This window comes from Desulfuromonas sp. (assembly GCA_002869615.1).
GTDB lineage: Bacteria > Desulfobacterota > Desulfuromonadia > Desulfuromonadales > UBA2294 > BM707.
This window is the reverse complement of record PKUH01000039.1, coordinates 1-26,277: the sequence shown is the minus strand read 5'-3', so window position 1 is coordinate 26,277 and position 26,277 is coordinate 1. Positions and strand designations below refer to the sequence as shown.

Genomic DNA, 26,277 nt, shown 5'->3' with positions numbered 1-26,277 from the left:
TATTATTACGATCATCAAATGGGCTGAGTTTTGTCTTACCTGGATAAAATTGAACGAATCCTTAGGGACTATTATAAATACCTTGATTCAAAGGGACCCCGGTTTGTTTTCCCGGTTGCGATTCTGTGTGTGTTTCTGGTTGGCGTATTTGACCAATATGCTCCCAAGGAAATGACACATTCTTTCATGTACTTACTTCCAATTTCTTTTGTCTCGTGGTTTTGTAACAGAATCTATGGGATAGCGTTGTCTGTTTTGTGTACCGCTATCTGGGCCATGAACAATATCCACCCGGAGGTAATAATTACTGTTTGGAACATTTTATCTACTTTTGTGTTTTTCTCGATGCTCGTGTTTCTCCTCAACAAAACCAGAGAATTATTTGAGAATGAAAAAGCTCTGTCTCGCACCGACACTTTGACCGGCGCCATAAACTTAAGAGCATTTAAGGAAATGGTAGAACATGAAATGTTGAGATCAGAACGGGAAGGATTGACTTACACCATTGCATATATTGATCTGGATGATTTTAAACAAATAAACGACACCTATGGTCATTCGGCAGGAGACCAATTACTCAAATCGATCGTTGGCACGATCTCTCAGAATTTGCGCAAAACAGATATCCTCGGCCGCCTTGGAGGTGATGAATTTGCAATCTTCCTCCCTGCCACAGATCGATCATCTGTTGAGACAGTCATGCAAAAAATCCACATAAAGCTTGCTGAACTTGTAGACAGCCTTTCCTACAGAACTTCTATTAGCGCAGGTGCTATCATTTGTGAAGCCGGCACCCATAGCTTTGACCAATTGATCTCTGTGGCTGACAACCTGATGTACCAGGTTAAATCTTCTGGTAAGAACAACACCTTTTATCTGCATTTCCCCATCACACAAAACAATGAAAACGTTAACCAGACAGGTTAGCCAGGAAGTACTGACTTATATAGAGTCCCTCGCTGCCTCTTCGGTTTACTGAAAACCTCCTGCATTGCTCTGAGGCGATTAATTTGGCAGAAATGAAAAATTTTTACTTTTAAGAATGTCCTGAGCATATTGGAATGCGTGACTTATGAGGATTTATTTGCAAACCAGCTTGTTGGAATTTACTAACAAAAAACATATTGACGGAATCCTGTATTTCCCCTATAAACGAAAACGGTTTTCAATATCACTTGGAGGAAAAAATGAAAAAGATTGTTTTTATTATTGTTTTGACAGCTGTAGTGGCTGTTACCAACACAGTAGTTGCTGATGTTACCTACCGCAACGACGTTAAGGACATTTTTGATGCTCGCTGTAGCACTTGTCATGGTGAGAGTGCACCCGAGTATAAGGTTTTCAAACAGGACAAACAAAAATGGCTAGCTGAAGACCTTGGCCCGCGCATGGATAGTTATACTTATCTGGTCTATTTCACCGGATGGCCGGACACTGGTGCCTTGATGCGGCGCCTTGACGACACCAAACCTGGGAATATGTATCAACATCTGGGTGATAACGAGCAGGAGAGACAGCAGAATCTTGCCATTTTCAAATCTTGGGTCGGAGGCTGGACTCTCAAACGTTTCGATGCATTAACAAAAGAAGAGTTGGCAAGTATCAAAGTTCTCTACTGATTGGGACGAGCTACCACCGATTGTCTACGGTTTTTAGCGACAGTCTATTAACGATGGCCACTATGATTGATTTCAAGTGGTCATCGTTTTCTGCACCAATGAGTTTACACGCCCTGGAATAGCCCCGGAGAAAAACTTCGGACCGGAATATGGATAGGTAGGTTCTCCAACATCCCCAAAGACACCGTCCTCATGACCGCCTCCCCGGCCTCCCAAACAATAGAGCGATTCTGTTCAGGATCGCTCTATTGATAACCGGTCGGGGCGGCAGGAGGAACCTCCGTACCCTTGCTCCCGAAGCAGAATGTAACTTCACAGTTGGTTTAGAATCAGTTCATAAACGGTGAAAGGATCTTTTCCTGCAACATTTGCTATTTCTTTGATACTCATTGATTCATTAGCTTCAATATCGTTGTCAGCCAGAATCATAAGAACCTTTTTGATACTGACAGAGTAGTCCTGGCAAAGATCAATAAGGGCGCGTTGCCCGAGGCCCGCCGGAGGTTCCTTCGGGAATGTTTTTACTCGCTCCCCGGGTGGCGAAATTATCAGATAAATATCATTTGGCGAGACATTATTAGCTTTCGCAATTTCCTGGAGAGATTGTCCGCTGTTTTCAACACGAATCCCGGAGTTGCTCAAGCGTTCTTTGCTTTGCGTAAGATCGAGCTCCATTTTGCTGGTAAAAGTCTGTAATGAAGATAGTTCTGCGTGTCCGTAGGGTGGTTCGCCGTAGAATGCGTTAGCCTTGGCACTGATGTTTTCGCCGAGCTGCAGAATATTTACAAAAGGTGGTATCTCATATAGCGTTCCCAATGAAAATAGTGCGGTCAAAATCAGGGCTATATTGAAATCTTTGGTGAATATCCTGAACTCTTTTGCCTTGTTTTTTAAATACGTAGTTATCGCTTTCCAGTTGTAATAGGAGTGAACCAGAATTGTTACGAAAAACAGAAAGCCAAGATTTATATGCAGGTTTCCCCATTGGGTTTTGCTTAAGCCCCACAGATGATAGTCCGCCCAATAAGCAACTCTCCCTGCCGGGATTATGTAAAGGATGATGCTTGTTAGCATCAACAAAAAAAAGCTCAGTAGTGCTGTTAAAGAAATAGTTTTGCGCATCATTGTTTTCCCTTTGTACACAAATGTCTCGAGATTTATGCCGTTCTTTGATTATATGAATAATTGAATATAAATCAACAGGAAAAGATGACTGCAATTGTTCCGAACATGTCCCGAAAGACAATAAAAAGAGCGATCCTAAATAGGGTCGCTCTTTTTATAACTGGTCGGGGCGAGAGGAGGAACCTCCGAACCCTTGTTCCTGAAGCAAGTGCGCTACCAGACTGCGCTAGATCATCTGTTGTCTTTCCAGCGCCTGAACTCGGATGGGCGCAGGCCGAAGCGGGCGATGTTCCCCTCATGGAGCAGCTCTGCTTCATTTTGAACGAGTTCTACAAATGAGTTCATGTCGCTTTCGTCAACCGATTTATTTGCTATGGAAAGAACATTTTCCGGGTTTATTTTACGGTTTCCCGAAACAAGCTCTCTGATGGTTTCGTATAAAACTGTTCGATACCTGAGTCGAAAAGAATCTGGTGGGATCAGGCTTTGTTGAATGGCGAGATATTGCTGGCAAGATCTTTCATATGCCCAGATGAAAACATCACGCAGCAGCTCGGGACGATTTAATTCATAAACTCCGAGTGTGGCATCAACATATGCATGTTCCGGTACATCTATAAACGAAAGCGGGCACAGGTTGTTGAGAATCAGCGGTACATTTGCGACAAGCCTGGAAACCCGTTTGTTGACGTCTGAAAAAGGTTGAAGATACGGAATGAATACCATTGAAAAAATTGCTTGCTCAAACGGGTCGGAAATTGCTTGCGCTTTCTCAAGAAATAGATTGAATTGTTCATCAATCTTTTGCGGCAAAGCCAATGGGAGATAAGTGCTCCCGCCAATGCCGACAGCCTTTTCCCTTAGTCTGCCACAATCTCTCGGATCAGGAAGGAGACCATCTGACAAGATCGCATGGAGGTTCAGCAATGTGTAGCGGTTGAACCCGATTTCATCCACTTGATCAATAAGCATTTCAATGGCGGCTTTGTGGTTCAGGATCATCTGTGTTTCAAGAGCATCTTTCCCTTCAGCGGCTTCCCCATATTCGATAAGTTTTTGAGTATCCAGAAGGCTGTAGGTATTCCCTTCCAGTTGTGAAGATGCCCATGAAAGGTCGATGAGGAGACGACCGAGAATGTCTCGCGCAAAAGTTCCGGCCGGTTGGTCATTCTGCGTCGTCCGACCGATAAGATGAAGCTGTTGCCTTGTTTCTTCCGATAGAAAAGAGGTTTCGTTGGGAGTGTATGATTCAAGAAAAGAGGGGTTGTAGCCTGTCGGTGGCCGTTGCTGGATGGTTTGGCGAACGTGATCCTTTATTTCTTGTGCTTCCGGAGAAATCGAAATATATGTTTCTGCTTCAGCCTCGGCCATGAGCGGTGGCAAGGTCACGTCTGCGGTGATTTGAATTGGCGCAATCTTGTATTTCAGGCTTCGGCCGCTACCCGTAGCCAGCAGCAAGCCCTTCTCGACAAGCAGAGCCAGACGCCTTTGCAGGGTCCGCCTTGCATACTGTTGCATGATTTCATGGAGGGCATCAATGCCGATCCCTGCCGGGTGCTTTTTGATCTCTTCCAGAATTCCCGATAACTCTTCTGTTTTGATTTGTTTTGGCATGTTGGCATTATCGCGCCAAATAAAGTGGCGCGCAACACTTTTTTGCGCCAAATAAAGTGGCGCGATATTTGGTCTTTTTGTCACGGGGGCGGTTTTAATGTGAAACTGGGACCCATATCTCGCAATCTGGAGATATAGCTGACGAGACAATTCCATATCTCAGCATGAATAATAAGATCCTGCTTCCCGACTTGGACTTTCGGGATCGTGCGGTGGGATGGTTTCTACGAAGCGTTTGGAAAATGGGAATCGTCTGTTCATTTCAGTCTCCTTTCTTGAACGTAGGATTGGATATTCTGTGTGCTACACAAAGAGGTGCTCTTTTTAGTTGGATTCTTGAGAGGTGCTGCTAGAAGTCCGGTCCGTGTCCGGTACGGAGGTGAGAAGAGGAGGGGTTTTGCCAGTAGAGAAAAGTTGTAGTATGTTGCTGTGGTGAAATGTTTTGAACATTAGGGGGTATCGTGGAACACCAATCTAGTTTCGATATCAAAAATGCATCTGATTTTTTCAACCAGATGGTATTGCCTCAATATCAAGAATTCCTTGAAAACAACGCTTCAAGTAGACATGCATTGTTGACGACAATACTTGCGTATCACCTGTATGAATGGGTTCATGGAGGAAAGAAGTTTAGCCGTTGCTCAGAAGACGAGTTTCGAAGTCTATACCCATCGGATATAGAAATTTGTTCGATCATGAAGGTTGCAGGCCATTTGACCAATGGCACAAAGCATTTCGGAAACAAGGATACCAAAACTAGAACTCAAACAGGTTTCATCTCTGCATTCAGTGATGCTTTTGCCCGTCCATTGAATATCATTCTCTCGGATGGTAATGAAGTTTCAGCCGATGTGTTTCTGGGAAAACTTATCGAGTTTTGGAAGAGAAAATTGTGAGGGGATTTGAAAAAGCTTACTCATGAGCAAGTTGAAAAGAGATTTCTTGATCACGGATTCAGGTTGTTAGGTGAATATCAAAACGCCAATCAACCGATAGAAGTCGAAGGTATAGCCTGTGGCCATATTACCAAGAAGAGAGTTGGTGACTTGGGACAAGGAAAAGGGTGTTTAGTTTGTGCCATTGAAAAACGTGCTGCTAGTAGGCGGTTCTCTCAAGAAGATGCAAAAGTAGAGTTCGGGAAGTTCGGTTATCAGCTCAAAGGAAAGTACAAAAATGCTAGAGAGCCTGTCCTGGTAAAGTGTCCAGTGTGTTCACAGGATGTGAAGCTTAGACTTGATAATGTCAAAAGTGGGCAGGGTTGTCCTGCCTGCTCAGGGAAGGAGCAATCAGAAAGGCAGAGAACACCTATAGAAAAACTACATGATGAAATCAGAAATCTTGGATATGAGCCTGTTTTTGAATCATTCGAAACTACAAGAAAACGTTTGCTTGTCAAATGTAGAGATGGCCACCCTCCGTTTCATGTTCTGTTGTCACAGTTGCGCTCGATGAAAAAAGGTTGCCCTTTTTGCACATTCAAAGGAGAAAACCTTCTGAGGGGGTACCTCGAGTTTGTGTTGGAAAGGACATCTAGAAAAATTCAGATCAAGGATGATGCTTTTGAAGGGTTCTCATGGCTTGAACTTGATATTTATTTTGAAGACCTAGCTTTGGCGTTTGAATACCAAGGACATCAACACTATGAATTTCCCAATGCCTTTGACAAGGAAGTAAAGGAATTTGAAGAAAGGCAGAGAAGAGACAGGGCCAAGAAAGAATGGTGTGAGAAACAGGGTGTCCTATTGGTAGAGGTTTTCGAAAGTATGAGCTTGAAGATGGTCCCTGACCATATCAAGAAAGTCTTGACTCGTTTTGAGAAACGTTTTCCACAAGCGGCGGAACTGTTGAACTGTTTCGATACCCCCATAGAGAACTTTTCGCTAGAAACAACAAACCTTACGAGGCTAAAAAACTATGTCCTAAGCAAAGGGGGTATCTGTTTGTCGAATGTTTGGCTAGGTGTCATGGAAAAATATAAATTCCAATGCAATCTTTGTAATAATAAATGGGAAACATCTGCTAACAAAATCTATCAAGGGAGTTGGTGCCCCTCTTGTGCTAATCGAAATAGGAATAGAAAAAGCCGTCGACCTATTTTGCAAAAAACGTTTGATGGTGAGGTTGTGAAAAGTTGGCCATCTTTGACTGCAGCAATGAAAGAATACAGTAGTGCTATTCGGGCTTGTTTACAGGGTAAGACTAAACAATCTCATGGGTATGTTTGGACTTATGACAATAGTGATATTCAATAGGTTTTACCCTTTCCCCCCGCCCCGAAATAGCCCCGGAGAAAAACTTCGGGCCGGAACATGGATAGGTAGTGACTTATTTTGTCTCTAATGGCATTTAGGTTTAGATTGTAAATGTATGACTACAGGGAGGGTAAGTTTGATGGCAGTGAGGGTAGAACGTATTGAAGTCGGGAAACAGTACCCTAACAACTGGAAAGACAGAATTCTCATGTATGGCTTTAGTGATGAAGACGTCAGTTTCTATAGCCGTATGACTGACAAGGAAATTTATGTCACTGACTGTGCTACCGATTTGATTGCATTTGGAGCAAGGATGGCATTGATACAAGATGGACCACAGTGGCAGCAAGAGAAATGGCAGATTGAGGAATATCTGGAGGATGTTGGCAATAGGGAAAGTTGTCGATTTTGTGTAGTGCAGGTATTGTAGGTAGATTGTTCCTATCTAAAGGGGGTTGATGATGCAGCGTTACGATGATTTTTATGAAGTTCTTCAATTGAAAGATGATGAAAGAAAAAGACTGGATAGTTGGGTAGCCTCGATGAAGGAGACAGCCTCAAATGAAGGCTCCGATGTGGGGGATATCCAGGTGTCAATTGTTTATAGTTGTTTGGGCGGTATTGAAATACAGGCTAGAGCCATATCTATGCCTGATTCAGATGAAAACCCTTTTGTAGTTAGGGGAGCGCTTGATTGGTGAAGGAGTAGATTTAGCATGAATGATATTGAGTATTTCATGAACTATGTCCGGAGGGATGGCCCTGAAACAGCGCCTATCTGTTTTCTTACTATTGAAGACGGAGGTGAGCTATGGAAAAGAGATAAGGGCGAAATTAAGACCTATTCTGAGTTGGTTGAATTCTACAAAAATAAAGAAGAAGAAATTTGGGAAAGGAAGATCGGGCAAAATGAAGAACTCGGTCAACCTGGCATCTGGATTTCTAAAATCATGGCAACTTTGATTGATGGTTCATTGAAAAAATGGGCAGACTACAGGGGCAATAGAATTTATTTAGAGAATGAATGCAATATAAAATTCTATCCGATAGGGAGGCAGACTCAAAATACTTGGGACAATAAGATTGAAAATGGTTTAGGTCTGAAACATTGGGAGTATATGGAATTGTGCAACAGTCTTAGGCCTGCATCGATATCTAAACACCCCAAAATGAAAAAAGCCTTTACTGGAGAAAATTTTCATATCATTTTGGGAGCCAAAAATGAGTGGGTTTCATTTTTGAAGAAGTTTGTCTATGGAGAATCAATAAGAGTTGTGCCGTTTGAACATCGTGACCTTAAATCTACACAGTTTGAAAAATATTATATCAATGGGAAACTAGAGTTCTGCTATGCAAAAATGTTTGGGCGCGGAATTACAAATGTCGCCATTGAGGACTTTTTCTGCAAAGTTCGAAAAGAGTTGGATGGGAATGTGAAACGCAAACTCCAGTGGTAGTTCTGTCTGCTGTTGGATTTTGTTGCGAAGTTCAAGGAATATGAGATGCAAAATCACTTCAATGATATACAAGATGAATTGAATTTTTCGAAATTCACCTTTGATTAGTTTGTTACAGGTTCTAATAATCAGCAATTGTTTGATGCTGCCAAAAGGGTTGCTAGTCTTCACAAAGATTCTAATCTACTGTCTTTCTACAGTGGGCCAGGACTAGGCAAAACACATCTGTTAGCTGCAATTGGCAACGATCTGCTAAGCTCGACTGACAAAACTTTTTGCTATTACACTGCAACGATGTTTATTGCGGAGCTGAAAAGCTTTAAATGTATTGACCGGGTAGATGACTTCATTGAAAGTTTTTCACATCTAGACGTTCTTTTATTTGATGATATTGACCAATTGGAATCAGATGAATGTGCTCAAGAGGTAGCTCTGATGGTATTGTCAAATCTTTATGCTGAAAAGGCATCAATTGTAGTTTCGTCAAGAGACCATCCGAGAAGACTTGGGAAGGTCAATGCTGAAATCATAGCTTTCCTGTGCAAGGGAGAAATGTTTGGATTTGAGCCTGACCTTGAAACAAAGTTCGCTGTTTTGAAGTTTAAATATGATGAGATAGGACTGTTTGTGTCAGAAGAAACAATACGCTACTTGGCAGGAATTGAAGATCTGTCTTATAGGGAGCTTTGTATTTACTCAGAAAGTTTAGCTTCATACGCTAAACTCAAGGGTACTGCTATAGATACAGTCTTGATAAATACACTGCCTTTTCACAGGAACGTCCATTAAACAATTATTCACTCTGCCACGGAATAGCACCGGAGAAAAACTTCGGACCGGAACATGGATAGGCAGCCTTTCCAACATCTCCAAAGACACCATCCGAACGACATACTCCCCGGACATGCCCCGGAGGCCAAAACAAAAGAGCGACCCTGTTTAGGATCGCTCTTTTTATAACTGGTCGGGGCGAGAGGATTTGAACCTCCGACCCCTTGCTCCCGAAGCAAGTGCGCTACCAGACTGCGCTACGCCCCGACTTGGTTCTTCTCTCTTTTCGGACCCGATTTTCTAACATATACCGGTTGTTTTCGCAAGAAATAATTATGCTTCGGAACCCGCCTCTTTCCCTTTTTTCTTCTGCCACTCATCACGCAGAAGATCGACCAGCATCAGGGCGACGCCGACACTGATACAGGAATCGGCGACGTTGAAGGCCGGCCAATGGTGCTGATACCAGTGGACGTCGATAAAATCGATCACTTCGCCGAAACGGATCCGGTCGATCAGGTTGCCGACGGCGCCGCAAAAGACCAGGGCCAGGGCCCACTGCAGCAGCCGTTGCTCTTCTGCGACCTTGCGGTAGAACCAGATGATGCCGATGACGGCGGCGATTGATACGGTAATGAAAAAAGGGATCCGGAACGAGCTGTCGGCGAAGATACCGAAGGCGGCGCCCTTGTTGCGTACGTAGGTCAGGGCGAGAAAGTTATCGATCAGCGGGATCGATTCGTGCAGCGCCATTTTCTGGTCGACCAGCCACTTGGTCCACTGATCGAGGACCAGCGAGACAATAGTGACCGCCAGGAGTATCCGGTATTTTACCGCCATGCTGAAAAGACCTCTTAGCTCAGGGCATCGCTGCAGCTGGAACAGATCGACGGGTGGTCGCTGTTGGTACCGACGGTCGTCCTGTAGTTCCAGCAGCGCTCACACTTCTCGCCGTCGGCCTTGGCGACCGCAACCTTGAGCCCTTCAACCTCGTCACCGCTCTGGGCCTCGGCACCGAGGCTGTCGGTCAATTCGGCCTGGGAGACGATGAACAGGGTGGCAAGCTCATCCCGGTACTGCTCGAGCAGGGCTTTGGCGTCGCCGCTGGCGGCGATGGTGACCCGGGCGTCGAGGGAGTGGCCGACGGTCTTTTCGTTGCGGGCCAGCTCGAGGGCCTTGGTGACATCGCTGCGGATCGCGATCAGCTGCTTGTAGCGCTCTTCGAGTTCCGGATCACGCAGCTTTTTTTCGAAGCGCGGGAAGCCGGCGAGATGCACCGATTCTTCACGCTCTCCCGGCAGCTGCCACCAGATCTCGTCGGCGGTGAAGGAGAGTACCGGAGCGACCAGGCGGGTCAGGGCGTCGATGATCATGTACATCGCGGTCTGGGCGCTGCGCCGTTCCGGGCTCGCTTGTTTGGTGGTGTAGAGCCGATCCTTGAGGATATCGAGATAAAAGGAGCTCATGTCGACCGAGCAGAAGTTGTGCACGGCGTGGTAGAGCACGTGGAACTCGTAATCGTCGTACGATTTCTCGACCCGGCTGACCAGATCCTCGAGCCGCGAGACGGCCCAGCGGTCGATCTCCTGCATGTCGCCGGCCGCAACCATATCGGTCGCCGGATCGAAGTCGCTGAGGTTGCCGAGGATGTAACGGGCGGTATTGCGGATGCGGCGATAGGCCTCGGAGACCTGTTGCAGGATGTGGTCGCCGACCCGGGTGTCGTTGCGGTAGTCCTGGGTGGCGACCCAGAGGCGCAGGATCTCGGCGCCGAACTTGTTGATGACCTTCTCCGGGGCGACGACATTGCCGACCGATTTTGACATCGGCCGCCCTTTTTCATCGAGCACGAAGCCGTGGGTCAGAACCGCCTTGTACGGAGCGACGTCGCGGGTGCCGACCGAAGCGAGCAGGCTCGAGTGAAACCAGCCACGATGCTGGTCGCTCCCCTCGAGGTACATATCGGCCGGGGTCTTGAGGTTATCGCGCTGCTCGAGTACGGCGGCGTGTGAGACGCCGGAGTCGAACCAGACATCGAGGATGTCCATCTCCTTGTCGAAGTCGTCATGACCGCAGGCACCGCAGGCGGTCCCTGCCGGAACCAGCTCTTTCGCCTCCTGCTCGAACCAGATATCACTGCCGCCCTGTTCGAACCGGTCGGCGATGTGATGCATCACCTTGCCGTCGGCAATCGCCTCGCCGCACTTCTTGCAGTAAAGCACCGTGATCGGTACCCCCCAGGTCCGCTGGCGGCTGATGCACCAGTCGGGGCGGTTCTCGATCATGTTGTAGATCCGCTCGCGACCCCAGTGCGGAATCCACTGCACGTCGTTGATATGCTTGAGCGATTTCTGGCGCAGTTCGTTCGCTTCCATCGAGATGAACCACTGCTCGGTGGCGCGGAAGATGATCGGTTTCTTGCAGCGCCAGCAGTGCGGGTAGCTGTGCGACATCTTGCTTTCACTGAGCAGGGCGCCGACTTCAGTCAGTTTTGCGGTGACTGCCGGGTTGGCGTCACTCTTGACATTCATCTTGCCGAAGAACTCAAGGTCCTCGCGGTAGCGCCCGTAGTCGTCGACCGGGTTGTAGATCTCAAGGCCGTACTTCAGGCCGGTCACGTAGTCATCCTGGCCGTGGCCGGGAGCGGTGTGAACACAGCCGGTGCCGGCCTCGAGGGTGACGTAGTCACCGAGGACCAGCAGAGAATCGCGGTCGTAGATCGGGTGCCGGCAGGTCTTCTTCTCGAAAAGCGGCGCCTGGAAGGTTGCCAGAACTTTGTAGTCCTCAATCTCGAGGTTCTTCATCACCTGCTCGTAGAGCCCTTCGGCCATGACCAGCACATCGGTGCCGACTTCAACCGCGACATACGGCAGCTCCGGATGCAGGCAGACGGCGAGATTGGCCGGGATCGTCCATGGCGTCGTCGTCCAGATGACGAAGGAGAGCTTCTTTCCCTTTAGCTCGGCAAGTTCGGTCGGCAGTTCGTCGGTGAACGGGAACTTGACGTAGATCGACGGCGAGGTGTGATCGTCGTACTCAACCTCGGCCTCGGCCAGGGCGGTGACGCAGCTCGGACACCAGTGGACCGGTTTCTTGCCCTTGTACATGCAACCGCGTTCGGCAAAGCGGGCGAGCTCGCGGGCCGTCGCCGCCTCGTAATCGGTGGTCATCGTCAGGTACGGGTTCTCCCAGTCACCGAAGATGCCGAGGCGTTGAAACTCCTCGCTCTGGATCGTGATCCACTTCTGGGCGTAGGCGCGGCACTCCTTGCGGATTTCGGCTTTGCTCATTTCGCGTTTCTTCTTGCCGAGCTCCTGGTCGACCTTGAGCTCGATCGGCAGGCCGTGACAGTCCCAACCCGGAACGTAGGGGGTGTAGAAGCCCTGCATCCGCTTCGACTTGATGACGATATCCTTGAGGATCTTGTTGAGGGCGTGACCGATGTGGATGTGACCGTTGGCATACGGCGGGCCATCATGCAGGGTGAAATTCGGGCGGCCGGCTCCGGCCTCCTCAATCTTCCCTTGCAGGTCGAGTTCCTGCCACTTTTCGATAAATTCCGGCTCCCGGTTCGGCAGGTTGCCCCGCATCGGGAATTCGGTTTGCGGCAGATTAAGCGTGTCCTTGTATTCCATCACGTCCTCCAACGAGTTTTCTTCGCGAAAATAGAACTTCGTAAACTAGCAAAATAGCCGCATAAGTACAAGCGGAAAGGCAGGGATGGGGCGGGGAAAAGTGTCAGGATTCAGGTGTTAAGTGCCAGGTGAAAATTCTGTCATTGCCGACCTCGATCGGGAATCCATGCTGAAAAAAAATCTCACAAAAATGGATCCCCGCTTTCGCGGGGACGACATTGTTCATTATTCATGTTTTTATGGCTTTGCACGGGAACGATTTGTCCTCAGCGCAAGCCCTCAGTTGTCGATTGAGCGAAAGAGAACGAGCGGTAAAATTGATTGTCATTCCCGGCTCCGATCGGGAATCCATTTGAAATTACATGCATACAAAAATGGATCCCCGCTTTCGCGGGGATGACATTCTATAATGAACTTCTGTCTTTGTGTTTTTGAATACGGAAGGTTTTGTTCTCTCCGTGTCACGAGCGAACGATAGCCGAACGGGCAGTCAATTTCTTTTCTATCCCATCGTCTTGACAATCAGGCTCGGTTCCTTCTTGCGCCGCGAAAGCAGGATATAGCCGATAATGCCGGCACACAAAGATGCTGCAAAAATACCGACCTTTGCGTTTGCCACTCGCGCCAGATCAAGGTAGGCGAGGTTGGTAATGAACATCGACATGGTGAAGCCGATGCCGGCAAGAATGCCGACGCCAACAACATCGCTCCATCGGCTTCCGGTCGGAAGGTCACAGAGCCTCATTTTAACGGCGAGCCAGGAAAAAAGGAAGATTCCGAGGGGTTTTCCGAGCAGAAGGCCGGCTCCGACACCGATGGTGATCGGATGGCTCAGAGCGGCTGACAGCTCGGCGGCGCTTAGCGATATTCCGGCATTCGCCAACGCGAATATAGGCATGACGCCATAGATGACCCAGGGGTTCATTTCGTGTTCCATCCGCTGCAGCGGGCTCATCGCGTCGTGGGTGATATGTTCAAGAGCAAGCAGGGTTCCGAGGCGCTGTTCATTGTGAAACGGTCCCGGGATCGTTTCAGAGGCATGGTATCTCTGTAACAGTTTCTCGGATTTTTCGACTAACTCATCATGCGGATGCTTCGGTCGCACCGGTATGGTCGCGCCGATAAGGACGCCGGCAACCGAAGCGTGAATACCCGATTTGAGCAGGGCGATCCAGAGGACCAGGCCGACCAGGGCGTAGAAATTCGGATGTTGTAGACCGATCCGGTTGCCGATCATCAGGACGGTCAGACAGAGACTGACCAGTCCGAGAGCCGGCCACGAGAGGTCACCGGTATAGAAAATGGCGATAACCAGGACGGCACCGAGGTCATCGACGATCGCCAGAGCGGTCAGGAAGATCGCCAGCGAGCGGGGAATGCGATCACCAAGCAGGGCGATGATGCCGAGAGCGAAAGCGATGTCGGTCGCCATCGGAATGCCCCAGCCATGAAGGTTTCCGTTCGAGCGGTTGATAAAAGCAAAAATCAGCGCCGGAATGATCATGCCGCCGAGAGCGGCAGCGATAGGCAGGGTGGCCTTGCGCTTCGATGCCAGCTCGCCGGCGAGGAACTCCCGCTTGATTTCAAGCCCGACAACAAAAAAGAAAACCGCCATCAGACCGTCATTGATCCAGTGGTGCAACGACTGGGTCAGGCCGAACGCCTCGCTGCCGACGGTTAATTTCATCTCCCAGAAATGATGGTAGAAATGACTGAGCGGTGAGTTGGCCAGGATCAGAGCAAGGACAGTTGTGCCAAGCAGAATGATACCACCTGAAGCCTGGTTTTTGAAAAAGTCTTCGAAGGGGCGCATCAGGCGGGCTAGTTTTGTCTGCGGCATTGGGTCTCTCCTGTCAATGGCTTTCTAAAAGGTAATCGAAACCAGGCCATCGGTCAATGCCCGACATTCAATTCTCCGGTCGGACAGAGAACAAGTAGCGGGCAGTCGGTGCAGAGCGGTTCCCGTTTCCGGCAGTGTTCTTTGGCCAGGCGGACCAGCAGCGCGTGGTATTGATTGAACAGGGACGGCGTCGGCGGCAGGTTGTCCATGAACATTCGCCGGGTCTCTTCATACGCTGTTCCGGGTTGCTCGAGGCCGAGCCTGACCAAAATGCGGTGGGTGTAGGCGTCGACAACAAACGTCGGCTGCCCGGCTGCATAAAGAATAATTGAATCGGCGGTCTCCGGTCCGATGCCGGGTTGCTGCAGGAGCTTTTGTCTTAATTCATCGGCCGGCGCGGTGAGTAGCTGGTCAAGGCCGCCCCAGGTTTCGAGAATCCATCCGGTAAAGCTTTGCAGACGTACCGTTTTCTGACGAAAGTATCCGGAGGGCCTGATCAGTTGTTCAAGCTTTTCCGGCGACATCCGGTCGATAGCCCGGATGTTGAGGGCAGCGGCCGAGCGGAGATTGGCAATTGCTTTTTCGACGTTCTTCCAGTTGGTATTCTGGGTCAGGATCGTACCGATAATGACTTCGAAAACGGTATCTGCCGGCCACCAGTGCTGTTCGCCGAAGGTGCTCAGCAGGCGGTTGTAGATGTCGAGCAACTTTTCGGTCATTCAGGAGTCGGTCCGTCGGTCGGCAAAATGATACGGATGGTACAGCCGCCACCGGGCGTATCCTCGATGCGGATTGTGCCGTTATGTAAACGTACTATTTTGTGCACGGTTGCGAGTCCGATTCCGGTCCCTTTGGTCCCGGTTGCGGTGGCGCCCCGGAAAAAGACATTACAGACCTTTTCTTTCTCCTTGTCGGGGATTCCCGGGCCGTGATCGCGGATGAAGAGAGTGTTCTGTTTTGCCGACTGCTCACTGCCGATTTCGATCTCGCCGCCACTGCTGCAGCCGTAACGGATGGCATTGCGCAAGAGGTTGCTGAACAGCTCGTAAAGCATGGTTTCGGCGATCAAAAGATCGGGCAGGGGCGATGTTGAAACGGTGATCCCCTTTTCAGCTATCTCCGGTTGGCAGTCGAGGATCACCTGTTCGATAACCTTATCGGTGTTAACCGGTTTTTCCGGCGGCGGCAGGTGGCCAACCCGTGAGAGCTCAAGCAGGTCTTCCATCAGGTTGAGCATCCGGCCGCCCTGGTTTTCAATCTCCTGCAAAAGTTCGATCGCCTGATCGTCCAGTTTGTCCCGATATTCTTCCTTGAGAAATTCTGCGAAACCGATGATCGGAGTCAGCGGTGAGCGGAGGTCGTGTGAAACGGTATAGACGAAAGAGTCAAGGTGCTTGTTCAACTCGATCAGGCGTTCAGTCGATTCCTTGCGTTCGGTGATGTCGCGGCAGACGGCTAGCTTCTGCAGCACCCCCTGCGGCGTGTGGACCGGCGTGTGGATGATTTCGTAGGTTCGACCATTCTTGCCGAATTCACGCTCCTCCTGCAGGTTCTGGCCTTTGCTGACGTCCGGCCATGGGCAATGTTCACAGGGTTGATCCCGGTCATGCAGCAGGTTGTAGCAGAGTCGCCCCTTGCTCTCGCCGAACATTTCGAACATCGCATGGTTGATAAAGTCAATCTGGAAGTCCTCGGTGACGATATAGGCCGGATCGTTCATGGCATCGAGGACAGAGCGTAGGCGGGTCCGTTCCTCGTCGAGAGCCTTTGTCCGCGCACGGACGGTCTCTTCCAGTTCCTCGCCATGCTGCCGGAGTTCCTCTTCGAGTTTTTTCTGCCCGGTTATCTCGATAAAAGATTCAATTCCACCGACAATCTCATCGTTCCGCCTGAGGAAATCAATATTTTTCGCGATGGTTATCGGCTCGCCGGATTTGGTGGTTATGTTGCATTCGGCGCCAATGAGCGGTTTCTCTTCGGCGTCGGCATCATAGAGACCGCAGCCGGAGCCGCACTCGATCCCTTCAAGGAATGAGCAGTGCTGGCCGATCGCCTCTTCGGCCGAGTAGCCGGTGATGCGCTCCGCCTCGCGGTTCCAGTAAACGATAACCTGTTCTGTGTCGACCAGGAAGAGACCGCTCGGAATTGTCTCGAGAATCTGGGTCTGGCCCAACGCTTCGAGAAACTTGTCGCTTTCTATTGCCATACAAGACTCCTCAGAACAATGTAGCATAATGAATTGTTAGTTTTAACTCATTTATTTCAGCGGTGCCCGGGCGAGAATCGCCAGGTGAACCGATGCTGCCCCGCCGGCGCCAAGGACTCTGGCGCATTCCCGGGCGGTTGCTCCGGTTGTCATAACATCGTCAATCAGCAGGATATCTTCACCATCGACCGGACGACGCAGGGCAAAGGCACCCTTGATGTTGTCGATCCGGTCGGCGGCAGCGAGCTGCTGTTGCGGCAGACCGGGCCGATGCCGGGCGAGGAGGTCGGTTGCTACCGGAATGTCAAGGCGGCGACCGATACGTGTCGCCAGCAGGGCCGACTGATTATACCCTCGTTGCCGGGTCTTGCTCGCATGCAGCGGAACCGGAATCGCGATGGTCGCCCTGACCTTGTCCTGGCGCAACCTGCGCACGAGCAGATTGGCGAGGGGGCGGTCGAGATTGATATCGCCCCGGTATTTCAGACGATGAACCGCCTCGCGCAACAGTCCGTCATAACGACCGATGGCAGTCACTCCGGAAAATAGCGGCCGTTTTTCCGTAAGGCAGGTTTTGCAGAGATGGGCCGGGTTTTCCGGAGCGGGATATGGCAGGGCGCAATGGGGACAGCGGGCCTTGCCAAGTTCGGGAATCTGTTCGGTACAGACGGAACAGAAGTGGTCGGGGTCGGGCGGTTCAAGACGCGCCAGGCAGAGGGCACAGGCCGGTGGCAGCAGGTAATTGAAGAGGTCAATAACGCTTTGCCGCAGCAGTTTAATGGCCGCCATTTTCCCCCCTCCGGATTGTACAGGCAGATCAGCTGATCAGGCTTTTTCCTGTCATCTCCGCCGGCTTGTCGAGACCGATCAGATCAAGCAGGGTCGGAGCAATATCGGCGAGGATGCCCGGTTTGAGTTCGACCGGATCGGAATGGCCAACCAGAAGCAGGGAGACCGGATTGGTCGTATGCGCCGTATGCGGCTGGCCGGCCTGGTCGGCCATCTGTTCACAGTTGCCGTGATCGGCGGTAATCAGGAGTTCGCCGCCGGCTGCGAGCACCGCTTCGACCACCCGGCCGACACTTTTATCGACGGTTTCCATCGCCGTCACCGCTGCCTCGAGAATGCCGGTGTGACCGACCATGTCGGGATTGGCAAAATTGAGAACAATCAGATCGTAGTTGGCCGATTCGACCCTTCTGACCATTTCGTCAGTGACTTCAACCGCACTCATGGCCGGTTTCTGGTAGTAGGTCGAAACCTCTTGTGGCGAGGGAATCAGGGCGCGGTCTTCATTGACAAAGGGTTCTTCCCGTCCACCGTTGAAGAAAAAGGTGATATGCGCGTATTTTTCCGTTTCGGCTATCCGCAGCTGTTTCATTCCGGCATCGGCAATAATCTCACCAAGAATATGGGTCAGCTGTTCCGGTGGAAAGGCAACCGGCAGATTAAAGGTCTCGTCGTATTCGGTCAGGCAGACGTAGTCAACGAGTTGCGGTGTTTTGTTCCGAACAAAGCCGGTGAAATCCTTTTCCGTGAAACAGCGGGTGATTTCCCGGGCCCGGTCGGCGCGGAAGTTGAAAAAAATAATCGCATCACCGTCATCGACAAGACCGGTCGGCGCGTTGTCGTTTTGGATTGTGCGTGGTTCGACGAATTCATCGGTCTGATCGGCGGCGTAGGCTTCGGTAATTGCTTCGGCACTTGAGGCAGCCGGGTTTTCGGTCCCCTCGGTCATCGCCCGATAGGCCCGTTCAACCCGGTCCCAGCGGTTGTCCCGATCCATTGCGTAGAAACGTCCGATGATGGTGCTGATGCGGCCGCTGCCGATCCGACTCAGTTCATTTTCAAGCTGCTGCAGGTAGTTGATCCCGCTTTTCGGCGGGGTGTCGCGGCCGTCGAGGAAAGGGTGAATGCAGATCTCGTCTATGCCGGCATCAGCTGCCATCTTGACCAGGGCGTAAAGATGGCTGTTGTGTGAGTGGACACCGCCATCGGAAAGCAGGCCGATCAGGTGCAGCTTGCCGCCGTTCTCCTTCAGTTTTTTGAGGGAGGTGCCAAGGACCGGGTTTTCGAAGAGGCTGCCATCTTCAATGCTCAGGCCGATTCTGGTCAGGTCCTGGTAGACAATCCGGCCGGCCCCGAGGTTGAGATGGCCAACTTCCGAATTACCCATCTGGCCTTCCGGGAGTCCAACGTCGTGGCCGGAAGCACCGATCAGAACGTGTGGGTAGCGGGCGAACAGGGCATCAAGGTTGGGGGTGTTGGCCAGACAGACTGCATTGTTCTTGCAGGCAGGGTTGTAGCCCCAGCCGTCGAGGATTGTCAGGACAACGGGGCGTTTGCGGTCTCCCTGTGTCATTTCCGTTCGCCGTGATGAATCGGCCGGGCATCATCCCGGGTGGTCAGCGCGCTGAGTATCTGCTGTCGGCCGGCGACGCTGAAACTGCCCCAACTGCCGCAACTGCCACAGCGGCTCTTCCATTCCTCGGCGATTGCACTGCAGGTGTCGCAGACATAGTTAATGCGCAGACGGCCATCAACGCCGAGAGCCTTCTTGTATTGATCAACTGATTCGTCAATCCGGTTGCGGCGGCGGTGTGCTTCAGCCAGCAGCAGGTGGAGCTGCGGCGTTTCGACACCGGCGCTTTCGACCGCATAAAGTTGCTCCAGGGCTTCGTCGACCATCTCCAGTCGGAGGCAGAGTTTGCCATAGAAGAGACGCAGGATCAAATCGTTGTCGCGCTGATCGAGGAAGGATTTGTAAATTCCGAGCAGGGTCGAGGGATCCTCGGCATTGAGATAAAAGTCCTCAAGTCGGGAAAGAAAAACCGACTTGCCAAGGGCCAGGTAGCCGTCCTGCCAGACCTTGACCGCGTCGTCAGCCCGATTCTGTTTAAGATAGGCGTCACCGAGAGAGACCCGCGCCGGGGTGAATTCGGCGTCTTCACGGATGATTTCCTTAAAGGTGCTCTTGGCCTGGTCAATCTCATCGCCATCCAGGGAGTTGTGCGCCACTTCATAGCGGAGCGAAAGTAGTTTCTTCTTCTCTTCGTTGAGACGATTGCTGCCGGGGCCGACCTTGAGAACCTTTTTCTGCAAGTCGAGAGCCTCGGGCCAGCGGCCATGTTTGATGTGGAGTTCACGCAGGGCCCGCAGCGCCTTGCGGTTATCCTTTTCAATGTTCAGAATATCCTGATAGGCGGCGGCCGCTTCATCATCGTTACCCGTTTCTTCATAAGACGTCGCCAGTTTGAACAGGACTTCGAGACTTTTCGGATCAATATTTTTCGCCTTGAGAAGAAGGTTGGTGCCTTCCTCACTGCGGCCTTCCTGGAAATAAACACTGGCCATGGCGATATAGGCCTCAATCCGGACCGGATCCTTGTCGAGAGCTTTTTGCAGCAGGCTGTGAGCCTTCTTGATGTCTCCCGACAGCAGGCGACCGACTCCTTCCCGGTAAATGGCACCAACTTCCTGAAGCTTTTTCTCCTTGCGGTCGCGGCGCCACTGGGTCAGGGAGTGGCCGATGAGCGTGAAGAAATTGACTCCGAGGCCGAGCAGGATCCCGAGCAGAATTGAACCGAGCAGGATAAAGGTGATCGGCGAATTGAAACTGAAATCGGAAGCCAGAAAGATAGTCACATCGCCGGGGTTGAGATTCATCAGATAGAGAATCGCAGCGCAGAAGGCAACAAGAGCAATAAAAAAGAGGAAGACGATTATCATGGGAGTCTCTCCAGGGCGGCCCGGTTCGGGGGAACCGAGGCAGGCAGTTTATTCGCCAAATTTTTCGATATCGGTTTTACATTCAATACAGTAACGGGAAAAAGGCCGGACTTCCATGCGGCGCGGGGCGATATCGTCACCACAGCTGGCACAGATTCCGTATTCGTCATTTTCCAGGCGCTCCAGAGCGGCATCAATATCCTTGAGTTTCCGGTGCTGGGCGTCGGTCAGGTTGAGCAGCATCTCCCGGCTGTAGGCATTGCTCGAAACGTCGGCCAGATCGGGCAGGTTGCTCTGGCCGATTTCACGCGATGCGGCATAGTTCTCCTGGACCTCGCTGGTTACCTCACGGCGCATCTGTAAAAGCATCTTTTTTGCTTTTTCAACATCTTTCTTTTTCATTAAATCTTTCCTGTTCAGCGGTTGTGGTATGGTTCGTTGCGCAGGATCGTCATGCCCCGATACAACTGTTCAAGCAGTAAGACGCGCGCCATCTGGTGCGTCAGCGTCATCGGTGTCAGCGACATCTTTACCCGGGCGGCCTGTTTAACGTCGTCGCTCAGTCCGTATGCACCGCCGATAATAAACGTGATCTCCGGCGTTCCATCAACCATGTGCCGGTCGATAAAGCCGGCCAGGTCTTCCGAACTGAAAAGCTCTCCCTGTTCATCAAGTGCAACAGTATAGGCTCCCCGTGGCACTCTGGCAAGCAGATGCGAGCCCTCCTGCTGAATAATTTTACGAGTATCGGCTTTTTTTCCGCCCGCCTTATGCTCTTTCAGCTCCTCAATCCCGATCGGCAGGTAGCGTTGGAGCCTTTTCTGATAATCCCCCGCCCCCTCCTGGAGCCAGCCTGCGGAGAGTTTGCCGATACAGAGCAGTGAAATCTTCACAATTCGGCGGCAGCTTTTCCGGGCTCAGTCAGTTGGCTCAAGTCTATTTCCGGCGCGTCGCACCAGAGTCCCTCGAGATCGTAGAACTCGCGCACCGGTTCCTGGAAGGCGTGGACCATAACGTCGCCATAATCGAGCAGAACCCAACGACCCTCGTTGACACCTTCGATCGCCAGAGGTTCGATCCCGTACTTCTTTTTCATATCAATCCTGACCCCTTCGGCAATAGCCTGAACCTGGCGGTCGGATCGTCCGGAAGCAATCAGTATGTAATCGGTCAGGGATGATATCCCGCTGACCTGTAACAATTTGAGGTTGAAGGCCTTTTTGTCGAGCGCACATTCGGCGCATAGCCGGGCCTGTTCGTCTGCTTTCAAGTGGTCTCCTCTTACTTACTCGCGGTAGAGATTGTTCTGTTCAATATAGTCGATGACCGCCGTCGGAACTTCGGCTTCGATCGGCAACCCTTCAGCCACTTTTTTTCGAACCCCGGTCGAAGAAATATCGAATTTTGTTTCGATGATAAAAATCAGCTGATGCCCTGATTTATGTCGTAATTTCAACGATCTTTCATCATAGCAGAAGTCGTCTTTGATGGCAACGGGGAGGAGCTTTTCCGGGGCTTCGGCGCCCGGACCCGGGCGCCCGGCAACAATAATGTTCGAGAGCTCGAAAAGTCGCTGGTAGTTTTTCCAGGTCGTGATGTCACGAAAGGAGTCAAGCCCGATGATGAAGTAGAGTTCGTCCCCGGGGTAGAGATCCCGGAGCTGGGCGAGGGTGTCGACTGAAAAGCTGGCACCCTGGCGCTTTGCTTCGAGGTCGCTGCAGATGAACTCCGGGGTGTCGGCGGTGGCGAGGGCGACCATCGTCATGCGGTGGGTAAAGCTGACGTTGGCGGCGATCTCCTTGTGGGGCGGAATTGCGGCCGGTAGGAAAAGGATGCGATCGAGGCCGCAGCGGCGCATACTCACTTCGGCGATCGCCAGATGTGCCTTGTGGATCGGATTGAATGTACCGCCGAGAATGCCGGTTTTCATGGGGCGTATCGAGAGTCTGGAGTGAGGTGACAAGGGTGCTGATACCTTACTCCCGGCTTCTCTTTCCTTTATGTTCTTATCTGGCCATCGCCAAGGACGATGAACTTGCGGGTTGTCAGGTCTTCCAGTCCCATCGGGCCGAAGGAGTGGAGCTTGGTTGTCGAAATGCCGATTTCGGCACCGAGCCCGAACTGGTTGCCGTCGGAGAAGCGGGATGAGGCGTTGACCATGACGACACTCGAGTTGACTTTGCGCAGAAATTCCTGTGAATTGCTGTAGTCGCTGGTGATAATGACCTCGGTATGCAGCGAACTGTAGGTCTGGATGTGTTCGATTGCCTGTGCCATGTCTGCAACGACCCGGACGGCAAGAATCAGGTCGAGAAACTCGGCGTACCAGTCCTCCTCGGTTGCTTCTTTCAGATCCGGTGCGAACTCCCGGGTAAGCGGGCAGCCCCGCAGCTCAACCCCGTTTTTTTGCATCGCCGCAACAATGCGTGGCACAAAGGTTTCGGCAATATCCTTGTGGATCAGCAGGGTCTCCATTGAATTGCAGACGCCGGGGCGCTGGACTTTGGCATTGATGCAGATCGATTCGGCCATTTCAAAGTCGGCGCTGGCATCGACAAAGGTGTGACAGACCCCCTTGTAATGTTTGATCACCGGGATGCGCGAGTTGTCGCTGACAAAGCGGATCAGGCCTTCGCCGCCGCGCGGGATGATAAGGTCGATATACTCCTCCTGTTCGAGCAGCACGTTGACGGCGTTGCGGTCGGTCGTCATGATGACCTGTACTGCCGCCTTCGGCAGGCCCAGCGTTTCGAGCTGCTGCTGCAAAATCCGGCCGATGGCGTTGTTGGAGTGAATGGCCTCCGATCCGCCACGCAGAACCACGGCGTTGCCACTCTTCAGGCAGAGTCCGGCGGCATCGGCGGTGACGTTCGGTCGGGATTCATAAATGATGCCGATCACGCCGAGCGGAATCCGCATGCGCCCGACTTCGATGCCGCTCGGGCGACGCCAGATGCCGGTTATTTCACCGACCGGGTCGGGCAGTTCGGCGACCTCGCGCAGACCGTCGGCCATTCCCTTGATCCGGTCCTCGTCAAGGACGAGACGATCGATCATCGCGGTCGAAAGACCCCGGTCGTGCGCCGCCGCGAGATCCTTTTCGTTTTCGGAAATCAGGCTGCTCCTGTTCTGCTCAAGGGCACTCGCCATCTGCTGCAACAGCTCGTTCTTGACCGTTGTCGAAAGAGCCGCCAGGATATGCGAGGCTGCACGGGCTTCCCGTGCCAGTTGCTTTATTTCTTTTTCGAGACTCATTGTTATGATCTCCCCGTGAATCAATACGGTACTAGTTGTTTTCCAGAAAAATGCTTGTTGCTACTAAGGCACCAAGGACAGCGAGAAGGTCAAGATTTTTTTAACGGAGAGACGCTGAGATGGAGAGAAAAATCAGACTCTCATGGTAAGATCAAAACCGGAAGATTATGGCGGTAGAAGAACCAATAAGCAGGTTTTTTTCTTATGAAGTTCTCGTTTTCTCTGTCTCTCTCCGGCTCTCCGTTAATTTTTTCATGGTGCCTGCGCGGCGACCTTTGCCAGGTATTAATCCTGTCAGTTGTTTAGCACCATGTTGTCGCGGTGCACAACCTCATCGCTGTATTTGTAGCCGAGAATCGTTTCGATCCGGGTCGTATTCTCTCCTTTGATTTTTTCGAGCTCGGATTGTGAGTAATTAATGACTCCCTTGGCGACTTCATTCCCTTCGAGATCGCAAAGCCGGACTGCATCGCCCCGGTCGAATACCCCTTCGATTGATGCAATACCGGACGGCAGAAGGCTTTTCCCACGTTCAAGCAGGGCCTTGCAGGCGCCTTCATCGAGGAACAGTTTGCCGCGCGGTTTCTTGGTAAAGGCGATCCAGTGTTTGCGGGCGGTCAGCCGGTTGCTGGCTGGCAGGAAGTAGGTCCCGATCTCCTCACCGTCGAGCAGGCGGGTCAGGGCGTTTGGGCTGCGGCCGTTGATAATAGCGACCCCGACACCGTAGAGCGTGGCCCGCTTTGCGGCCTTGACTTTCGAGTTCATACCGCCGGTGCCGACGGCGGTGACTGACTCACCTGCCATCTGTTCAATTTTCGCATCGACCCGCTCAACCAGCGGGATCAATGTTGCCTTGTCATCGGTATGCGGGTTTCGGTCAAACAGGCCGTCGACGTCCGACATGATCACCAGCAGGCTCGCTTCAGCCAGATTGGTCGTCATCGCCGAGAGATTGTCGTTGTCGCCGAACCTGATTTCATCTACGACAACCGAATCGTTTTCATTGACCACGGCAATCACGCCGTGTTCGAGCAGGGTCATCAGCGTATTGCGGGCATTCAGGAAGCGTCGCCGGTTGGCAAGGTCGTCACGGGTCAGCAGGATCTGGCCGACTGTTTTGCCATGCTTGCGGAAAGCATCCTTGTAGGTACGCATCAGCCGGCTCTGGCCGATGGCTGCAGCGGCCTGCTGCAGCGGTATCGTCTCCGGGCGGCCGGTGATGCCGAGATCCCCCTTGCCAGCCGCAACGGCGCCGGAGGAGACAATCACGACCTCGTAGCCTTTATTGTAGAGCGCTACAACATCGGCGCAGAGCGCTTCGATCAGCGCACTGTCGAGACCGCCGTTATCACTGATGACACCGCTGCCGATCTTGATGACGATCCGCTTGACATATTTCAGAAGTTCTTTGCGCATATCTTTAAAATCACAAGTAAAACCGGTTGAGTTCAGGCATCTTAACGTCCTCCGAAAAAGGTTGTCAAGAAGGCTCGCCGTTATCTGTTGCAAGTTCATGGTCGCGCTGCCGGTGCAGTGCGGTGCCAATCAAATTAACCAGTTCCTTCAGCCCGGCGCCGGTCGCTGCCGAAACCGAATGGACCTGATAGCCGAGACCCTCAAAATGTTTACGGGCCTCAGGTTCCTGTTCGCGTACTTCGGTAATGTCCATCTTGGTCAGGACCACCATCTGTTTTTTTTGCGCCATCTCCGGATTGTGGCGTTCCAGTTCCCGATTGATCATGGCGAAGTTATCATACGGATCACCCTCCTGCAGCCCCGAGAGGTCAACCAGGTGGAGGAAAAAATCGGTCCGTTCAACATGCCGAAGAAATCGGGTGCCGAGCCCTTGCCCCTCACTGGCCCCCTCGATCAGTCCGGGAATGTCGGCGACAACAAAATTCTGGTAGTCGCCATAACGGACCATGCCGAGGTTCGGAACCAGGGTGGTGAACGGGTAGTCGGCGATTTTCGGTCGGGCCGCCGAGATCGAGCTGATCAGGGTAGACTTGCCGGCATTCGGCAAGCCGACCAGGCCGACATCGGCCAGCAGTTTCAGCTCGAGCCGCAAGGTTCTCTCTTCTCCCGGTTCTCCCGGCTGGCAATGGCGCGGGGCTCGGTTGGTGCTTGAGACAAAGCGGGCATTGCCGCGTCCACCCCGGCCGCCTTTCAGGAGCTGCAGGCGCTCTCCCGGTTCGGTCATGTCGGCAAGGAGTTCATTCGTTTCAAAATCGTGGATCAGGGTGCCCGGCGGAATGCGGATGATCAGATCTTCTCCCGATTTACCGTGCATGTTTTTGCCGCGGCCATTCTCGCCGCGTTCGGCCTTGCACTGCTGACCGTAGCGCAGATCGAGAAGTGTCGAGATGTTGCTGTCGACTTCAAGCCAGACCGAACCGCCCTGGCCGCCGTCGCCGCCGTCCGGGCCGCCGAGCGGAACGAACTTCTCGCGTCGGAACGAGCTGCAGCCACGTCCGCCGTCGCCGGCCTTGGCAAATATTTTTACTTCATCAACAAATTTCATAGCTTCTATGTCTTGTTAAGATTCTATTCTACGGTGTTGACGGCATTCATTCAACTTATCGACATGTTGATGTCCGTATGCTGCAAAATTATAAATTCTGATCCGCGGGTATTGGGTATTAATAGAATTCCCCCTGATTCCCTGTCCTGGCGGTCCGTACAAATGAAAAACGCCCGAAGTCCGCAAAGGGACTTCGGGCGTTATAAGTCTGATTAGCCCGGATGATCAGTTCGGATAGACGCTGATCTTCTGG

Annotated in this window: 25 protein-coding genes and 1 tRNA gene; 8 read left to right on the top strand and 18 right to left on the bottom strand. The window is 51.7% G+C overall.

Going from position 1 to position 26,277, the window contains the following annotated elements; all coding sequences use genetic code 11:
- Positions 1-30 precede the first annotated feature (30 nt).
- Together C0623_04755 and C0623_04750 are read left to right on the top strand one after the other, a co-directional pair.
- Complete coding sequence (locus C0623_04755) at positions 31-927, top strand: hypothetical protein (protein ID PLY01948.1); 897 nt, start codon at positions 31-33, stop codon at positions 925-927.
- A 260-nt stretch (positions 928-1,187) separates the two neighbouring features.
- A complete protein-coding gene (locus tag C0623_04750; protein ID PLY01947.1) occupies positions 1,188-1,619 on the top strand; it encodes a cytochrome C in 432 nt (143 codons plus the stop codon).
- A gap of 312 nt (positions 1,620-1,931) precedes the next feature.
- On the opposite strand, the gene C0623_04745 is transcribed toward C0623_04750, so the two are convergent.
- Both C0623_04745 and C0623_04740 read right to left on the bottom strand, forming a co-directional pair.
- Positions 1,932-2,744, bottom strand: a complete 813-nt coding sequence (locus C0623_04745) for a hypothetical protein (GenBank protein ID PLY01946.1) — start codon at positions 2,742-2,744, stop codon at positions 1,932-1,934.
- 231 nt (positions 2,745-2,975) lie between these two features.
- A complete protein-coding gene (locus C0623_04740; GenBank protein ID PLY01959.1) occupies positions 2,976-4,358 on the bottom strand; it encodes a cell filamentation protein Fic in 1,383 nt (460 codons plus the stop codon).
- Positions 4,359-4,873: 515 nt separating this feature from the next.
- Between C0623_04740 and C0623_04735 the strand changes: the two genes are divergently transcribed.
- From C0623_04735 to C0623_04710, 6 genes are all read left to right on the top strand, one after another.
- Positions 4,874-5,254 (top strand): hypothetical protein, encoded by a 381-nt coding sequence (locus tag C0623_04735; GenBank protein PLY01958.1) that lies wholly within the window; start codon positions 4,874-4,876, stop codon positions 5,252-5,254.
- A gap of 6 nt (positions 5,255-5,260) precedes the next feature.
- Complete coding sequence (locus C0623_04730; GenBank protein PLY01945.1) at positions 5,261-6,610, top strand: hypothetical protein; 1,350 nt, start codon at positions 5,261-5,263, stop codon at positions 6,608-6,610.
- Positions 6,611-6,749: 139 nt separating this feature from the next.
- Complete coding sequence (locus C0623_04725) at positions 6,750-7,040, top strand: hypothetical protein (protein ID PLY01944.1); 291 nt, start codon at positions 6,750-6,752, stop codon at positions 7,038-7,040.
- A gap of 31 nt (positions 7,041-7,071) precedes the next feature.
- Positions 7,072-7,311, top strand: a complete 240-nt coding sequence (locus tag C0623_04720) for a hypothetical protein (protein PLY01943.1) — start codon at positions 7,072-7,074, stop codon at positions 7,309-7,311.
- A 15-nt stretch (positions 7,312-7,326) separates the two neighbouring features.
- Complete coding sequence (locus tag C0623_04715; GenBank protein PLY01942.1) at positions 7,327-8,067, top strand: hypothetical protein; 741 nt, start codon at positions 7,327-7,329, stop codon at positions 8,065-8,067.
- Positions 8,068-8,202: 135 nt separating this feature from the next.
- The gene (locus tag C0623_04710) at positions 8,203-8,856 is read left to right on the top strand and encodes a hypothetical protein (GenBank protein PLY01941.1); all 654 of its coding nucleotides are present in this window, start codon (positions 8,203-8,205) and stop codon (positions 8,854-8,856) included.
- Between the two features lie 172 nt (positions 8,857-9,028).
- On the opposite strand, the gene C0623_04705 is transcribed toward C0623_04710, so the two are convergent.
- From C0623_04705 to C0623_04630, 16 genes are all read right to left on the bottom strand, one after another.
- Positions 9,029-9,105, bottom strand: a tRNA-Pro gene (locus C0623_04705).
- Positions 9,106-9,171: 66 nt separating this feature from the next.
- Positions 9,172-9,678 carry a signal peptidase II gene (gene lspA / locus C0623_04700; GenBank protein PLY01940.1) on the bottom strand — a complete coding sequence of 169 codons (507 nt, stop codon included), beginning with the start codon at positions 9,676-9,678 and terminating at the stop codon, positions 9,172-9,174.
- Positions 9,679-9,692: 14 nt separating this feature from the next.
- Positions 9,693-12,473: an isoleucine--tRNA ligase gene (locus C0623_04695; GenBank protein PLY01939.1), complete on the bottom strand. Its 2,781-nt coding sequence runs from the start codon at positions 12,471-12,473 to the stop codon at positions 9,693-9,695.
- A gap of 502 nt (positions 12,474-12,975) precedes the next feature.
- The gene (gene nhaA / locus C0623_04690; GenBank protein ID PLY01938.1) at positions 12,976-14,313 is read right to left on the bottom strand and encodes a Na+/H+ antiporter NhaA; all 1,338 of its coding nucleotides are present in this window, start codon (positions 14,311-14,313) and stop codon (positions 12,976-12,978) included.
- A 53-nt stretch (positions 14,314-14,366) separates the two neighbouring features.
- Entirely contained in the window at positions 14,367-15,032 is a 666-nt protein-coding gene (locus C0623_04685) for an endonuclease (protein ID PLY01937.1), read from the bottom strand.
- Positions 15,029-16,546 (bottom strand): hypothetical protein, encoded by a 1,518-nt coding sequence (locus C0623_04680; GenBank protein ID PLY01936.1) that lies wholly within the window; start codon positions 16,544-16,546, stop codon positions 15,029-15,031. Before C0623_04680 ends, C0623_04685 begins: the two co-directional genes overlap by 4 nt.
- A gap of 24 nt (positions 16,547-16,570) precedes the next feature.
- Positions 16,571-17,308: an amidophosphoribosyltransferase gene (locus C0623_04675; protein PLY01935.1), complete on the bottom strand. Its 738-nt coding sequence runs from the start codon at positions 17,306-17,308 to the stop codon at positions 16,571-16,573.
- Between the two features lie 28 nt (positions 17,309-17,336).
- Entirely contained in the window at positions 17,337-18,881 is a 1,545-nt protein-coding gene (locus C0623_04670; protein PLY01934.1) for a 2,3-bisphosphoglycerate-independent phosphoglycerate mutase, read from the bottom strand.
- A complete protein-coding gene (locus C0623_04665; GenBank protein PLY01933.1) occupies positions 18,878-20,248 on the bottom strand; it encodes a hypothetical protein in 1,371 nt (456 codons plus the stop codon). Before C0623_04665 ends, C0623_04670 begins: the two co-directional genes overlap by 4 nt.
- 48 nt (positions 20,249-20,296) lie before the next feature.
- The gene (locus tag C0623_04660; protein PLY01932.1) at positions 20,297-20,650 is read right to left on the bottom strand and encodes a molecular chaperone DnaK; all 354 of its coding nucleotides are present in this window, start codon (positions 20,648-20,650) and stop codon (positions 20,297-20,299) included.
- Positions 20,651-20,664: 14 nt separating this feature from the next.
- A complete protein-coding gene (locus C0623_04655) occupies positions 20,665-21,141 on the bottom strand; it encodes a 23S rRNA (pseudouridine(1915)-N(3))-methyltransferase RlmH (protein ID PLY01931.1) in 477 nt (158 codons plus the stop codon).
- Positions 21,138-21,518, bottom strand: a complete 381-nt coding sequence (rsfS, locus tag C0623_04650; GenBank protein PLY01930.1) for a ribosome silencing factor — start codon at positions 21,516-21,518, stop codon at positions 21,138-21,140. Before rsfS ends, C0623_04655 begins: the two co-directional genes overlap by 4 nt.
- Positions 21,519-21,533: 15 nt before the next feature.
- Complete coding sequence (nadD, locus tag C0623_04645) at positions 21,534-22,178, bottom strand: nicotinate (nicotinamide) nucleotide adenylyltransferase (protein PLY01929.1); 645 nt, start codon at positions 22,176-22,178, stop codon at positions 21,534-21,536.
- 68 nt (positions 22,179-22,246) lie between these two features.
- Complete coding sequence (locus C0623_04640; protein ID PLY01928.1) at positions 22,247-23,503, bottom strand: glutamate-5-semialdehyde dehydrogenase; 1,257 nt, start codon at positions 23,501-23,503, stop codon at positions 22,247-22,249.
- 294 nt (positions 23,504-23,797) lie between these two features.
- Positions 23,798-24,919, bottom strand: coding sequence for a glutamate 5-kinase (proB, locus tag C0623_04635; protein PLY01927.1), 1,122 nt, complete (start codon positions 24,917-24,919; stop codon positions 23,798-23,800).
- 64 nt (positions 24,920-24,983) lie between these two features.
- The gene (locus C0623_04630; GenBank protein ID PLY01926.1) at positions 24,984-26,024 is read right to left on the bottom strand and encodes a GTPase ObgE; all 1,041 of its coding nucleotides are present in this window, start codon (positions 26,022-26,024) and stop codon (positions 24,984-24,986) included.
- Between the last annotated feature and the right edge of the window lie 253 nt (positions 26,025-26,277).

What these genes read in the sequence shown, in the direction of transcription:
- C0623_04750 (PLY01947.1), top strand. Translation starts at nt 1,188, where the DNA reads ATGAAAAAGATTGTTTTTATTATTGTTTTGACAGCTGTAGTGGCTGTT.
- C0623_04725 (PLY01944.1), top strand. Translation starts at nt 6,750, where the DNA reads ATGGCAGTGAGGGTAGAACGTATTGAAGTCGGGAAACAGTACCCTAAC.
- C0623_04640 (PLY01928.1), bottom strand. Translation starts at nt 23,503, where the DNA reads ATGAGTCTCGAAAAAGAAATAAAGCAACTGGCACGGGAAGCCCGTGCA.
- C0623_04660 (PLY01932.1), bottom strand. Translation starts at nt 20,650, where the DNA reads ATGAAAAAGAAAGATGTTGAAAAAGCAAAAAAGATGCTTTTACAGATG.
- C0623_04715 (PLY01942.1), top strand. Translation starts at nt 7,327, where the DNA reads ATGAATGATATTGAGTATTTCATGAACTATGTCCGGAGGGATGGCCCT.
- proB (PLY01927.1), bottom strand. Translation starts at nt 24,919, where the DNA reads ATGCGCAAAGAACTTCTGAAATATGTCAAGCGGATCGTCATCAAGATC.
- C0623_04680 (PLY01936.1), bottom strand. Translation starts at nt 16,546, where the DNA reads ATGCTACATTGTTCTGAGGAGTCTTGTATGGCAATAGAAAGCGACAAG.
- C0623_04740 (PLY01959.1), bottom strand. Translation starts at nt 4,358, where the DNA reads ATGCCAAAACAAATCAAAACAGAAGAGTTATCGGGAATTCTGGAAGAG.
- C0623_04720 (PLY01943.1), top strand. Translation starts at nt 7,072, where the DNA reads ATGCAGCGTTACGATGATTTTTATGAAGTTCTTCAATTGAAAGATGAT.
- C0623_04745 (PLY01946.1), bottom strand. Translation starts at nt 2,744, where the DNA reads ATGATGCGCAAAACTATTTCTTTAACAGCACTACTGAGCTTTTTTTTG.
- C0623_04695 (PLY01939.1), bottom strand. Translation starts at nt 12,473, where the DNA reads ATGGAATACAAGGACACGCTTAATCTGCCGCAAACCGAATTCCCGATG.
- C0623_04670 (PLY01934.1), bottom strand. Translation starts at nt 18,881, where the DNA reads ATGACACAGGGAGACCGCAAACGCCCCGTTGTCCTGACAATCCTCGAC.
- C0623_04735 (PLY01958.1), top strand. Translation starts at nt 4,874, where the DNA reads ATGGTATTGCCTCAATATCAAGAATTCCTTGAAAACAACGCTTCAAGT.
- C0623_04675 (PLY01935.1), bottom strand. Translation starts at nt 17,308, where the DNA reads ATGGCGGCCATTAAACTGCTGCGGCAAAGCGTTATTGACCTCTTCAAT.
- nhaA (PLY01938.1), bottom strand. Translation starts at nt 14,313, where the DNA reads ATGCCGCAGACAAAACTAGCCCGCCTGATGCGCCCCTTCGAAGACTTT.
- lspA (PLY01940.1), bottom strand. Translation starts at nt 9,678, where the DNA reads ATGGCGGTAAAATACCGGATACTCCTGGCGGTCACTATTGTCTCGCTG.
- C0623_04665 (PLY01933.1), bottom strand. Translation starts at nt 20,248, where the DNA reads ATGATAATCGTCTTCCTCTTTTTTATTGCTCTTGTTGCCTTCTGCGCT.
- nadD (PLY01929.1), bottom strand. Translation starts at nt 22,178, where the DNA reads ATGAAAACCGGCATTCTCGGCGGTACATTCAATCCGATCCACAAGGCA.
- C0623_04685 (PLY01937.1), bottom strand. Translation starts at nt 15,032, where the DNA reads ATGACCGAAAAGTTGCTCGACATCTACAACCGCCTGCTGAGCACCTTC.
- C0623_04630 (PLY01926.1), bottom strand. Translation starts at nt 26,024, where the DNA reads ATGAAATTTGTTGATGAAGTAAAAATATTTGCCAAGGCCGGCGACGGC.